Below are 13324 nucleotides of genomic sequence, written 5' to 3'. Positions count from 1 at the left end.
TTGTCCCGGGCTGTCACCCTGGGACGCCTGCAGGGGCGGTTAGGCAGTGAGGCGCGCGGTCAGTGACCGCCGCCGCCGATCACCCCGTTCTGGACCGCCTTGGTCACGGCGTCCGCCTCGGCCTGGGTCAGCTTTCCATCGGTGACGGCCTGGTCCAGGCGGGTCTTGAACGCTGCCGCCCGGTCTGCCTGTGCCGCGGTACGGAGCTCGTCGAGCGCCGCCGTTACCTTGGCCTCGTCAATTCCGAGCGATGCTGCGAGGGACTTGGCAAGCGCAGCTTCGCGGGTGGCCATGTCAGGCTTCTCGCCTTCTGCCGGCGGTCCGCTGGGCTTGTTGGCCTCCCGGAAAGCCTTCAACGCGTCAGCGACTTTTGCTTCGTCCACGCCAAGCTTCTGGGCCAGCTCTGACGCCTGGACTCCACCGCGTTCACCTCCGCGTCCGCCGTGGCGGCCCATGCCGTCATGGCCCGCGCCCGCGCCTGTGCCGGCATCGGCAGAGGAACTCGAACTGGCGCTCGGTGAGGGGGTTGGCGTCGTCGTGGCCGAGGCTACTCCCGCCACTCCAATGCCGGCACCCACGGCAAGCGCCGCGGCCGACAGGCCGAGCGCCATCTTCTTCCTGCGTGACATTCTCTTCTCCTGCTCCGCCGTCGCCAGACGGCTGCTGTGGCTGAACCCTTTCCGGGCCTTACCAAAGCATCCGTGCGAAGGTTCGGTAGAGGCTGTTGGGAGCCTTTCATTCTCCTGTGAATTTAACTTGCCCACCGTGCAAACTTGCACGTAGTGTAAGAGCGTGAAGTCATCATCGTCCTTGCCTGACGCGCCCGCGGCTCCCTCGCGCCGCGAACTGAACAAGGCCGCGACCCGGCAGGCCATCACGGACGCTGCGCTGGCGCTGCTCCGGTCCAAAGGTCCCGGCGGTTTTACGGCCGAAGACATCGCCGAGTCTGCCGGTATCTCCCGGCGCACCTTCTTCAACTATTTCAACAGCACTGACGCCGCGCTTGCTTCGGTCACCCACGGTTTCCTGGATATTGTCATCCGGCAGTTGCAGCTGCGCCCCGCGGAGGAACCGCTGCTGGAGGCGGCACAGGCTGCCCTCATGGCCCTGGCGGACCCCAGGACGGTGGAGCCGCTGGCCGAGCTGTTCGCCCTGACGCAGCACAGCCAGCTGATGGCCCACACCGAACTCGAGGCCTGGGACCACTGCCGGGCCCAGGTCTTCACCGTGGCAAGGGACCGGGTGGCGGCGGCCCCGGACGGTTCGGACGAGCTGTACGTCCATGCCCTGGCCGGCTCCGTCATCTCCTGCGGCAAGGCCGCCATGGAGGTCTGGTTCAGCCGCCGGGGACCCGACCTGTCGCCCGCCTCCCTGGCCGAACTCCGGCAACTCCTTATCGATGCCATGGCCCTCCTGGGCTCAGGCTTCACCCCGCCTGCCGGCGCCGGCACGTCCACCTCCCCGGCCACCCCGGCCCGCACGTCAGCCCCTTCAGCCGCCCACTCCTCCTGACCAGATCGGTTTCCCTCATGGCACTGCTGCTCTACCGCCTTGGCAAGTTCTCCTACCGCCGGCGCTGGCTGGTCCTTTCGCTATGGCTCGTGGCGCTGGTTGCCGTCGGCGGCTCCGCCGCGGCTTTCCACGGCACCCTGTCCAACAATTTCCAGATCCCCGGAACGGAAACGCAGCGGATCGCGGACAAGCTGAAGGAAGACCTTCCGTCAGCGTCCGGCGGCACCGCCACGATCGTTTTCGAAGCACCCGACAACGGCTTCACCGACGCCAGCCGGGTGGCGGTCAGTGACGCCCTGAAGAAGCTCGAAACGCTGCCGGACGTCCGCGGCACCGTGGACCCGTTCGCCACCCAGGCCCAGGTGGACCAGGCAGGGCAAACCATCACCGACGGTGAGCAGCAGCTGGCCGCCGGGCAGGCCAGGCTGGACGCCTCCAAGGCGCAGCTGGATGCCGGGAAGGCACAGCTGGAGGCGGCAGAGCAGCAGATGGTGGCCGCCGGCGCTCCGGCAGCAGCCATCGAGGCTCAACTGGGCCAGCAGAAGGCCGCAGCGGCCGAAGGCCAGGCAAAATACGACGCCGGGGCGAGGGAACTTGAGGCCAGCAAGGCCAAGCTGGAGTTGGGCAAACGGCAGGCCGAAGCATCCTCCGCCATCCGCTTCGTCTCCGAAGATGGCAAGGCTGCCGTAGCCCAGGTGCAGTTCAACGGCTCCATCAACGGGCTGAGCCCCGAGGTCCGGCAACAGGTGCAGGACATCGCGCACGCGACCTCCGCCGCCGGCGTCACAGCCCTCGCCAGCAAGGAAATCACCGAGGACATCTCCGAGCTGTTCGGCATCGCGGAAATCATCGGCATCGCCGTCGCAGCCCTGGTGCTGATCATCATGCTCGGTACCCTCGTGGCGGCCGGCCTCCCGCTCCTGATGGCTGTCATGGGCGTCGGCGTGGGCGTCGGCATCACCTTCGCACTGTCCGGCCTCTTCGACATGAGCTCCATCTCCCCCATGCTGGCGCTCATGCTGGGCCTCGCCGTCGGCATCGACTACTCACTGTTCATCGTCAACCGGCACCGCACCCAGCTCCTGGCCGGCATGGATCCCGAGGAATCCGTGGCCCGCGCCACGGGGACGTCCGGCAACGCCGTGGTGTTCGCCGGCCTGACTGTCATCATCGCCCTCGCCGCCCTGGTGGTCCCCGGCCTGCCGTTCCTGGCCGTCATGGGCCTGGCAGCCGCGGGCACGGTGGCCGTGGCGGTCCTGGTCGCCATCACCCTCACCCCGGCCATGCTGTCTCTCATCGGCCGCCGCATCATCTCCAAGCGGGCCTGGGCCAAGGCCAACGCCCACAACGCAGAGCCCGGCCACGAAGCGGCAGACGACGCCAAGGACCGTGAACGCAGCACCCACGGCTGGGGCGGCCTGGTGACCCGCCACCCCGTGCTCGCCATGGTGGCCGGCGTGATCCTGCTGGGCACGCTGGCCCTCCCCGCCACACAGCTGCAGCTCGCCCTGCCGGACGGCGGCTCCGAACCGGTGGATTCCGAGGCCTACCAGGCTTACGACGTCACCGCCCGGAGCTTCGGCGAAGGCGTCACCGGCCCCATCGTTGCCGTGGGCGAGTTCCCTGCCGGGCTGGACGAGGCCGCAGCCACCACCCTGCAGTACAACATTGCGGACAAGCTCCGGTCAGTGGACAACGTGGTGGCAGCCGTTCCGGTGGCCATCAGCGAAGACCGCCGCACCGCCGTCTTCCAGGTCATCCCGGAGGAAGGCCCGGCCAGCGCCAGCACGGTCAAGGTTGTCTCGGAACTCCGCGGCCTGAACGCCGAAATCAAGGCCGATTACGACGTTGCCATGGGCCTCACCGGGCAGACCGCCGGCAACATCGACGTCTCCACCAAGCTCGGTGACGCGCTGCCGCCCTACCTGGCCATCGTCGTCGGGCTGTCCCTGATCCTGCTGCTGCTGGTGTTCCGCTCCATCGTGGTGCCGCTCCTGGCCACGGGCGGCTTCCTGCTTTCGCTGGCTGCCGCGTTCGGCGCGGTGGTGGCCGTCTACCAGTGGGGCTGGCTGGGCACCGTGTTCGATGTCGCCAACCCCGGTGCGGTCCTGAGCTTCCTGCCGATCATCCTGATCGGCGTGCTGTTCGGCCTGGCCATGGACTACCAGGTGTTCATCGCTTCCGGCATGCGCGAGGCGTACATGCACGGATCCACAGCAAAGGAGGCCGTGCGGGTCGGCTTCCGGCACGCCGCCGCCGTGGTGACCGCCGCCGCCATCATCATGGTCAGCGTGTTCGCGGGCTTCATCTTCAGCCACCTCACCATGGTCCGGCCGCTCGGCTTCGCGATGGCGTTCGGTGTGCTGCTGGATGCGTTCGTGGTCCGGATGACCATTGTCCCCGCCGTCATGTACCTCCTCGGCGAAAAGTCCTGGTGGCTGCCGCGCTGGCTGGACCGCATCCTGCCGGACGTGGACGTGGAGGGCGCCAAGCTCAGCCGCCCGGAGAACGCGAAGGCGTCTGCAGAGCTGGTCCACTAGGCTGATTCCGTGGTCCGCCTGATACTTGCCTCCCAGTCCCCCGCCCGCACCAAACTCCTAGCCGAAGCCGGCATCCGGCACACTGTGCTGGTCTCCGACGTGGATGAGGACGCCGTGCAGGCGCGCTACGGCGTGACTGATCCGCACGACACCGCGCTCCTGCTGGCCCGGGCCAAGGCCGAGGCCGTGGCGGCGCTCCCGGACTCCGAGGGTGCACTGGTTCTTGGCTGCGACTCGGTATTCGAGTTCGACGGCGAGGCGCACGGCAAGCCCTACACGGCCGACGTCGCGCGGGAGCGGATGCTCCGGATGAGCGGCAGCTCCGGGGTGCTGCATACAGGACACTGGCTGGTGGACTGCCGGGATGCGGACACGGACGACGACGGCGGTGACGGTGCAGGGTCCGGCGCCACCCTCGGCGCGGTTGCCTCAGCCGAGGTCGCCTTCCTGGACATGGACGCGGAGGAAATCGACGCGTACATCGCCACCGGCGAGCCGCTGCACTGCGCCGGGTCTTTCACCATTGACGGCCTGGGCGGGGCCTTCATCCGGAAGGTCGACGGCGACCCGCATGCCGTCGTCGGCCTGTCCGTTTCCACCCTCCGCGGGCTGCTGGCCGCCGCAAACGTGCGCATCACCGATCTCTGGCCACCGCGCTGAAAGGCGGCCAATTACACCGGACTTGTAGCTTCCCTACAAAGCATTGCCGGTTTACACGCGGATTCCGCAAGTAATATCGGCGGAACCTCCAAAACCGCGCTAGGCTCCCTGAAGGAAAGAAGGAGACGCCTTGTCAGCAAATATGGAGCAGTCCGCCGGTACCACGCAGCAGAGCCTCACCAAGGTGCTGATCGCCAACCGCGGTGAAATCGCGGTGCGCATCATCCGCGCCGCCCGCGACGAGGGCATCGCCTCCGTGGCGATCTACGCCGAACCGGACCGCGACGCCCTGCACGTCCGCCTTGCTGACGAAGCCTATGCCCTGGGCGGCAACACCGCCGCCGAGTCGTACCTGGTGATGGACAAGATCATCGACGCCGCCCTGCAGTCCGGTGCGGATGCCATCCACCCCGGCTACGGCTTCCTGGCCGAAAACGCCGAGTTCGCGGCCCGTGTGATCGAGGCTGGCATCACCTGGATCGGCCCGTCCCCCGAAGCGATTTCCGCCCTGGGCGACAAAGTCCAGGCCCGCCACATTGCTGAAAAGGTGGGTGCACCCCAGGTTCCCGGCACCGCCGATCCTGTGCAGTCTGCCGAGGAAATCCTCGAGTTTGTGGACAAGTTCGGGCTGCCCGTGGCCATCAAGGCTGCTTTCGGCGGCGGAGGACGCGGCATCAAGGTGGCCCGCACCCGCGAAGAGATCCCCGAACTGTTCGAGTCCGCAGTCCGTGAGGCCACCGCTGCATTCGGACGCGGGGAGTGCTTCATCGAGCGCTTCCTGGACGCTCCCCGGCACGTTGAAACCCAGTGCCTCGCTGACGCCCACGGCAACGTTGTAGTGGTCTCCACCCGCGACTGCTCGCTGCAGCGCCGCAACCAGAAGCTGGTCGAAGAAGCACCGGCGCCGTTCCTCACCCCGGAGCAGAACCAGCGACTGTACGAATCCTCCAAAGCCATTCTGAAGGAAGCCGGCTACCTCGGTGCCGGTACCTGCGAATTCCTGGTGGGCCAGGACGGCACCATTTCCTTCCTGGAGGTCAACACCCGCCTGCAGGTAGAGCACTGCGTGTCCGAGGAAGTCACCGGCATCGACCTGGTCCGCGAACAGTTCCGCCTGGCCCGCGGCGAGGAGCTGGGCTACGGCGACCCCGAGGTCCGCGGCCACTCCATCGAGTTCCGCATTACGGGTGAAGATCCGGGCCGGAACTTTATGCCCGCTCCGGGGACCATTGCTACGCTGAAGAACCCGACCGGCCCCGGCATCCGGATTGACTCCGGCGTGGAGCAAGGTGACGTCATCAGCGGCAACTTCGACTCCATGCTGTCCAAGCTGGTGGTCACCGGGGCTACCCGTACCCAGGCCCTGCAGCGCTCACGCCGCGCCCTGGAGGAGATGGTGGTGGAAGGCATTCCCACCGTCATCCCGTTCGACCTTGCCGTGGTCAGCCATCCCGATTTCGCTCCGGTGGAGGGACCCTTCAAGGTCCACACGCGTTGGATCGAAACAGAGTTCACCAACGACCTGCCGGCCTGGAATCCCCGCGGCGCCTCCGAAAGCGACGACGCCGAAGAACGCCAGCGCGTGGTGGTCGAGGTAGGCGGCAAGCGCCTCGAAGTAGTGCTCCCGGCCTCCCTGGGTTCCCTGGGCGCCGGCGCAGCTCCGGCGGCGAAGTCCGGTAAGTCCAAGAAGCGCGCACGGTCCGGCGGCCCCGCTGCCGCAACCGGCAACGCGCTCACTTCCCCCATGCAGGGAACCATCGTGAAGGTGGCTGTGGCTGAGGGCGACGTTGTAGCCGAGGGTGACCTGGTAGTGGTCCTGGAGGCCATGAAGATGGAGCAGCCCCTCACGGCGCACCGTTCCGGAACCATCACGGGCCTCAAAGCTGTTGCAGGTGAGACGGTGTCCGCGGGCGCCGTGATCGCCACCATCGAAGACTGACGGGCCGGAGGCACCCATGCTGGCACCCAGTTTCCAGGAAGAAGTGGCCCGCTATCACGAGGCGGTTCCGGAGATCACCCGGGGCAACACAGGTCCCATCAAGGATCTTTACTCCCGGCTTGAGGACGTAACTCTGGCCAACCCTTTCGGCGGCATCGCTAAAGGTTGGGCGCAGGTTGAAGCCCGGCTGGACCAGGCCGCCCGGCAGTTCCAGGACGGCGAGATGCTCGGCTTCGACACCATCACGTCGTACACGGCGCGCGACACCGCCTACCTGGTGGAAACCGAGCACTTCCGTGCCCGGCTGGACGGTGCTGCGGCTACCGAGGAGTTCGCTCTCAGGGTAACCAGCATCTTCCGCCGCGAGGAAGGCTATTGGAAGCTGGTGCACCGCCATGCCGATCCGGCTGCGCGGCCTCAGTCCCGTAGGTCGCTGGCCCAGGCCGTGGCCGGCTGAACCAGCCTGTAGCCCGCTGTCCGCTGGCTCAGAGTCCTACCCGACCGGAATGACTACGGGTTCAGCCGTTCCACACCACCCAGCAGCCCGGAGCCGTCCGCTCCGGGCTGCTGGCGTATGGCGGGCAATTGCAGGCACACTTAGCAGGTGTTGCCATTCCTGCTCCTGGCCTCCCGGGCCGAAGACGCCGCCGCCGATGACGAGTACGCCGCGTACCTGAGGTACGGCGGCCTGGAGGAGGGGGAGCTGCGACGAATTCGGCTTGAAGCGGCTCCCCTGCCCGAGCTGGACCTCTCCGCGTACTCCGGCGTGATCGTGGGCGGCAGTCCGTTCACGTCCAGCGATCCGCCCGAGGACAAGAGCCCTGTCCAGCACAGGGTGGAACAGGAACTGTCAGGCCTGCTGGACCAGCTGGTGAACCGCGATTTCCCGTTCCTGGGTGCGTGTTACGGGGTCGGGACACTGGGCAGGCACCAAGGCGCCGTGATCGACCGGACGTACGGCGAGCCCCTCGCCGCCGTGGAGATCGGCCTCACCGACGCCGGCCTGCAGGACCCGCTGCTGCAGGGCATGCCACAGGCGTTCACCGCTTTTGCCGGCCACAAGGAAGCCTGCAGTTCGCTGCCCGCCCATGCGGTACGCCTGGCCGGATCCGCAGCCTGCCCCGTACAGATGTTCCGGGTCCGGTCGAACCTCTACGCCACCCAGTTCCACCCCGAACTCGACGCAGAGGGCCTGGTGACACGCATCGACATTTACCGCAACGCCGGCTACTTTCCTCCGGAGTCCGCCGAAGACCTGATGGCCGACGCCCGGAAGTTCACCGTGACCGAGCCGATGAAGATCCTGCGGAACTTCGTGGAGCGTTACGCGGCCTGAGCTTCCGAGCTTCCGAGCTTCCGAGCTTCCGAGCTTCCGAGCTTCCGAGAGCGACCATAGGGGCAGTGACGGATCACCGGCAAGCGCATCCCCATCATGCGCTTCGTTCAAGCCTCCCGCTGCCACCTGGCCCTTCTGGCGACATCCTGTTCGCGCCCTGGAGGATCAGCGCGCCAAGGCTCAGGGAACGCCGGCTTGATGACGCGGCCCAGGAGTTGGACGGATGGTCGTGGGGGCGGTTGGTTGCCGGGTGCCCGCGCCGGGGCTCGGGCTGTGCCCGCATGTTTGCCCGGGCTGCTGGTGTGGCTGATGGCTGTCCCGGGGAGTGGTGGTGCGGTGGAGTGGTAGGTGTGTCCGGTGGGGGTTCGGAGCTTCACGGTGTGGCGTGCTCCGGGATTGGATGCTGTTCCAGCTGACCAGCCTGGGCTTTCTTTGGTGTGGTTGCAGGCTTCGCAGAGTCCTTGGCCGTTGGCAGTTGTGGTGTTGCTGCCGTGGTGCCAGGGGATGATGTGGTCGTGGTGGCGGATGGGTGCGTCGCAGTATGGGGTGCGGCAGGTATCGTCGCGGGTTTGGAGGAAGCGTTTGAGTCCTGCCGGGAAGAGCCGGGCTTTGGAGTCCAAACCGATAAGGTCACCGGTGCCGGGGGCGGTGTAAAGCCGCCTCACCCAGACCGCCATCCCCGGCTTGGGCTGGTCTCCGGTGACCAGTTCGCGGGCCCAGGCGGCGGGGACAATGCCGTAACCGGTGAGCCGGGCGGGTTCGGAGTCGGCTTGGAGGAGGGTCCGGTCGGTCATGACGAGCTGGACCTGGACCCCGCTGATCCCGCCCGGGGCCCCGGTGATCCGTTCGACGAGGGTGTCGGCCATGGCCTGGCCCGTGGACCGGCCGTCCCCGGCGGAACGGAGGGTGCCGGCTTCCCTGGTAAGGGCCGCGTAGACCGCTACACCCTGGGCGACCGGAAGCAGCGCGGTCAGGCGGGCCATCGTGTCCGGGGCCGGGCGCAGGCTGACCGTCCGTCCACCCACCGCGTTGGCGGCCCGCCTGGCCACCGACGCAGGATCCCGCCGGTACGCGGCGGCCCTGACCGCGGAGACGATGGTCCGGTCCCCGGCACCATCAAAGGAGCCGGTATCGGCGGCGAGTTCCTCATCCACCCCGGCCCGGTCCTCGGGTGAGAGGCAGATGGTTTCCTTCACGACCAAGGTGGTGCGCCACTCACTCAACCGCCCGGACCGGAACGCCGCGAAAGTGCGGGGCATCCCGGTCAGGGTCTTCGCCAGTCCCAGCAGCCGCCCACCCCGGGACGGGGACTCCCGGCGCGCCAGCGCCACCTGCGCCCCGACCCCGGCACCCTGTTCGTCGGCCGGGACACCGGCAGCAGCCTGTTCCCGCCGCTGGGCCAGGTCAAAAGCCACAGTGATCTCGGCCTGCCTCGCCGCCGCCACAGCCTTCAAATCCTCAAGCTGCCGGAGCTGATCGATCATCCCCGCACCATCACCAGCAACCGGCACCACCGCCAGGATCTTCAACGCCTCAACCACGCCCGGGGCACCAACACCCGCGGAATAGCCTGAGGCCGGGCTGGGGCCGGCGTGCGAGGCAACAGGAGCGGCCGAAGCCTGCATGATGGCCGGCCCGGCGGCAGCGCGTTGGAGAACGGCAGATCCAGCTGAGGCCGGAGAAGGAATGTGAGCAGCCGAGCCGAGTGCGGTGGCCCGCGCGGCGTCGGCGGGCGAAGCAACTCGGGCAACCGGGGCGGCCGGATGTGCGTCAGCAGCAGCCGGAATAAGGGCAACAGAGCCGGGCGCGGAGGTGTCCTTGACAGCAGGTGGCACGGCAGCTGCATGCCCCGCCTCCACTGCCGCCACCCCAACCGTCTCCATCACCAAAGTCTTCCAGCACCCACTGACATTCCCCACGCCCCCAAAGCCCTATGTGGAAAACCCCGGAAGCATGGATGGGACTCCCCCGGTGGACTGCTGACTGCACCCCAAACGAACAGCAAACGGCGCCACCAACCGTGGCGCCGCCGTCGAACGTTCCAAGTCCCAGTCCACGTCCAAAGGCAAAGCAACCTAGGAGCGGCGATACGTCAATGGAAAATGCCCTATTCAAAAGAGAATGCCCGGACAGTCCAGGGGCTGTCCGGGCATTCCTGCAAGGCTGACGGGTCAGGCTACGTTGTTCTCGTAGTCGAGGTCCCTGGTTTCCTTGCTGACGAACAGTGCGATGAGGGTCAGCACGGCCATGGACGTCAGGTAGACACCCACGAGTACCGGGCTGCCGTCGGCCAGCTCCCACAGCGCCACGGCGATGAACGGCGCAACTGCCGCACCCAGGATGCTGGAGAAGTTGTAGCTGATGGCCGATCCCGTGTAGCGGACGTTCGTGGGGAACAGCTCCGGCAGGAGCGCGCCCATCGGCCCGAAGGTCAGTCCCATGAGCGAGAAGCCCAGGATCAGCAGGGCCATGGTGCCCACAAAGCCGCCGCTAAACAGCGGAACGAAGAGCAGGCCGAAGGCGAAGATTCCCGCGGTAACGCCGATCAGCATCTTCCGGCGGCCGTACTTCTCAGCAAGAGGACCGGAGACCAGGGTGAAGATGCCGAAGAACACGACGCCGGCAATCAGCATCCAGAGGAAATCATTGCGGGTGTAGCCCAGGCCCGGAACGAACGCCGCTGCGGCGGCCTCGGTCATCGGTTTGCCGGCCTTCTCGGCGGCCGCCTTGGCCGCATCGAGGCTGGAGGCCCGGGTGCCGTAGGTCAGGGTGAACGTGGTCATCAGGTAGAAGAGCACGTAGGTGGCGAGCATGATGAAGGTACCCAGGATCAGCTGGCGCCAGCTGGTCTTGAAGACGCGGCCCAGGGGCAGCTTGGCGACCTCGTTGGACTCGATCACCTTGGTGAACGCCGGGGTTTCGATCAGCTTCAGCCGCACGTAGAGGCCGATGATCACCATGACTGCGCTGAGCAGGAACGGAACACGCCAACCCCAGGCCTGGAAGGCGGCGGGTGAGAGCGTGTAGCTGGCTACCAGGAAGATGACGTTGGCGATGATGAAGCCGATGGGAGCGCCAAGCTGCGGGAACGTGCCGTAGATGGCGCGCTTGTTGGCCGGTGCGTTCTCGGTGGCCAGCAGGGCCGCCCCGCTCCATTCGCCGCCAAGGGCCAGGCCCTGGGCGAAGCGCATGACTACCAGCAGTGCCGGTGCCCAGAATTGCCAGCCCGGTACCAGCGCAGTGGGCAGGCAGCCGATGAGGAAGGTGGCGATGCCCATGGTGAGCAGCGAGGCCACCAGGGTGCCCTTGCGGCCGAACTTGTCGCCGAAGTGCCCGAAGACGATGGACCCCAGGGGGCGGGCGACGAAGGCCACACCGAAAACCGCGAAGGAGCTCAGGAGCTGGGTTGTCTCGTTCTGGCCAGGGAAGAACAGCTGCGGGAAGACGAGGACCGCCGCAGTTGCGTAGACATAGAAATCATAGAACTCGACCGTGGTGCCGATCAGGCTGGCGACGATCACACGGCCGCGGGAGTTCACCGGCTGGGGTGAACCGGGCACCGTGGAGGTGTCGGTGGAAGACATGTGTAAACGCTTTCGTGAGAAACCGGCCGGATACAGCGGGCTGCCCCGGCGCGAAATAGTTAGAGTTCAATATTAGTTCCGCTGGTCCAGTCAATGGACGAAAGGTCCAGTATTTGGACCTGTGCTGTGCGTCTCACTTTTTGGGCACCCTCGCATCCTAACGGCGTCCGGCGGGCACAGATAGGCAAATGTCACAGCCCGTTAACATCCGGCGTCGGTCCGTGAAACGCGCCGTCCCTACCTTGGAGGAACAACATCCCCCCAAAGGAGGTAACCCGTGACTGTTGACCGCACCGCAGATGCCGGCACCGGCAATTCCGTTGATCTGGACGACGCCCCGTCCCCGGAATCAGCCGCAGCATCCGCCAGCGCACAGCCCGGCACTACCCGCACCGCAACCGCTCCCGCCCTCGAATTCCGCCCCGGCCGTTGGATCGCCAACTGGGACGCCGAGAACAAGGAACAGTGGGAAACCGCCGGCCGCTCCATCGCCCGCCGCAACCTGAACTGGTCCATCTTCGCCGAGTTCCTCGGCTTCGTCGTCTGGCAGCTGTGGTCCATCGTGGTGGTCCAGCTCCCGGCAGCAGGCTTCACCTTCACCACATCCGAGATTTTCTGGCTGATCTCGATGCCCAGCCTGGTGGGCGCAACCCTTCGCATTCCCTACACCTTCATGGTTCCCCGCTTCGGCGGCCGGAACTGGACCATCGTCTCGGCCCTGCTGCTCCTGATCCCCTCGATCGGGCTCGCGATGTGCGTCTCAAACCCGGAGACACCGTTCGGCGTGATGCTCCTGGTGGCAGCCCTGGCCGGCTTCGGCGGCGGCAACTTCGCCAGCTCCATGGCCAACATCACCTTCTTCTACCCGGCACGTGAGAAGGGCTGGGCCCTGGGCCTGAACGCCGCAGGCGGAAACCTCGGTGCCGCCGTCGCGCAGCTCGCCGTCCCCATCGTGATCACCCTCCTGGCCGCCGGCACCGTCAACCTGCCCATGGCCGGCCTGATGTGGGTCCCGTTCATCCTGCTGGCCGCCTTCGGCGCCTACAAGTACATGAACAACCTCACCAGCGCCAAGGGCGACGTGGCCGGATCCGTGGCCGCACTGAAGGAACCGCACCTGTGGGTCATGGCGTTCCTTTACATCGGAACCTTTGGCTCGTTCATCGGCTTCGCCGGCGTGTTCCCCAAGCTGATCAAGGACTACTTCCCCGAGTTCTCCACCATCGGCGTGGGAACCGTGGCCCTCTCGCTCGCCTTCCTGGGCCCGCTGGTGGGCTCGCTCGCCCGGCCTTACGGCGGGCGCATGGCGGACCGCATGGGCGGCGCCCGGATGACCGTTTCAGCTTTCGCCTCCATGGCCGTGATCACCCTGACCATGATCTGGACGCTGCCGCTGAAGAACTTCTGGCTCTTCCTGGTCCTGTTCCTCATGCTCTTCACCGCCAGCGGCTTCGGCAACGGCGCAACCTACCGGATGATCCCGGTCATCTTCGCCACCAACAGCCGGGCAGCGCGCAGCGGAGCCAGCTCCGTGGCCACCCAGCGGCTGGCTTCCTCGGCCCTCGGCCTGATCTCCGCGATCGGCGCCTACGGCGGGTTCCTCATCCCGCAGGTACTGAACGCATCCAACACTGCCAGCGGCTCCTACACCCCGGCCTTCTACGGCTTCGTGGGGGCCTACGCCCTGATGCTGGTGGTCTGCTGGGCCTGCTACATCCGCAACGCCAACCGAAACGCGATGGGACACGTCTAA

General features: G+C 66.7%; 10 protein-coding genes. 7 read left to right on the top strand and 3 right to left on the bottom strand.

What is annotated here, in order from left to right; all coding sequences use genetic code 11:
* Positions 1–59: 59 nt before the first annotated feature.
* Entirely contained in the window at positions 60–629 is a 570-nt protein-coding gene (locus tag ACP3TD_RS07345; protein ID WP_426766477.1) for a hypothetical protein, read from the bottom strand.
* A 163-nt stretch (positions 630–792) separates the two neighbouring features.
* Between ACP3TD_RS07345 and ACP3TD_RS07340 the strand changes: the two genes are divergently transcribed.
* The 6 genes from ACP3TD_RS07340 (at position 793) to ACP3TD_RS07315 (ending at position 7987) form a co-directional block, all read left to right on the top strand.
* A complete protein-coding gene (locus ACP3TD_RS07340) occupies positions 793–1512 on the top strand; it encodes a TetR/AcrR family transcriptional regulator (RefSeq protein ID WP_426766476.1) in 720 nt (239 codons plus the stop codon).
* 17 nt (positions 1513–1529) lie between these two features.
* A complete protein-coding gene (locus ACP3TD_RS07335) occupies positions 1530–4052 on the top strand; it encodes an MMPL family transporter (protein ID WP_426766474.1) in 2523 nt (840 codons plus the stop codon).
* A gap of 9 nt (positions 4053–4061) precedes the next feature.
* Positions 4062–4712 (top strand): Maf family protein, encoded by a 651-nt coding sequence (locus ACP3TD_RS07330; protein WP_426766473.1) that lies wholly within the window; start codon positions 4062–4064, stop codon positions 4710–4712.
* A 142-nt stretch (positions 4713–4854) separates the two neighbouring features.
* The gene (locus ACP3TD_RS07325; protein ID WP_426767154.1) at positions 4855–6651 is read left to right on the top strand and encodes an acetyl/propionyl/methylcrotonyl-CoA carboxylase subunit alpha; all 1797 of its coding nucleotides are present in this window, start codon (positions 4855–4857) and stop codon (positions 6649–6651) included.
* A gap of 16 nt (positions 6652–6667) precedes the next feature.
* A complete protein-coding gene (locus ACP3TD_RS07320; protein WP_426766472.1) occupies positions 6668–7108 on the top strand; it encodes a YybH family protein in 441 nt (146 codons plus the stop codon).
* Between the two features lie 147 nt (positions 7109–7255).
* Positions 7256–7987, top strand: coding sequence for a glutamine amidotransferase (locus ACP3TD_RS07315; protein ID WP_426766470.1), 732 nt, complete (start codon positions 7256–7258; stop codon positions 7985–7987).
* Between the two features lie 107 nt (positions 7988–8094).
* Here ACP3TD_RS07315 and ACP3TD_RS07310 read toward each other — a convergent pair whose 3' ends face one another.
* Positions 8095–9612, bottom strand: coding sequence for an HNH endonuclease (locus ACP3TD_RS07310; protein WP_426767152.1), 1518 nt, complete (start codon positions 9610–9612; stop codon positions 8095–8097).
* 546 nt (positions 9613–10158) lie between these two features.
* Positions 10159–11571 (bottom strand): MFS transporter, encoded by a 1413-nt coding sequence (locus ACP3TD_RS07305; protein ID WP_426766469.1) that lies wholly within the window; start codon positions 11569–11571, stop codon positions 10159–10161.
* 277 nt (positions 11572–11848) lie between these two features.
* On the opposite strand from ACP3TD_RS07305, the gene ACP3TD_RS07300 reads away from it, so the two are divergent.
* Complete coding sequence (locus ACP3TD_RS07300) at positions 11849–13324, top strand: MFS transporter (protein ID WP_426766467.1); 1476 nt, start codon at positions 11849–11851, stop codon at positions 13322–13324.

The sequence above is a fragment of the Pseudarthrobacter sp. 1G09 genome, from assembly GCF_050038305.1.
In the GTDB taxonomy this organism is placed as follows: domain Bacteria; phylum Actinomycetota; class Actinomycetes; order Actinomycetales; family Micrococcaceae; genus Arthrobacter; species Arthrobacter equi.
The sequence above is the reverse complement of the archived record's forward strand: the minus strand, read 5'-3'. Positions and strand labels throughout refer to the sequence as shown.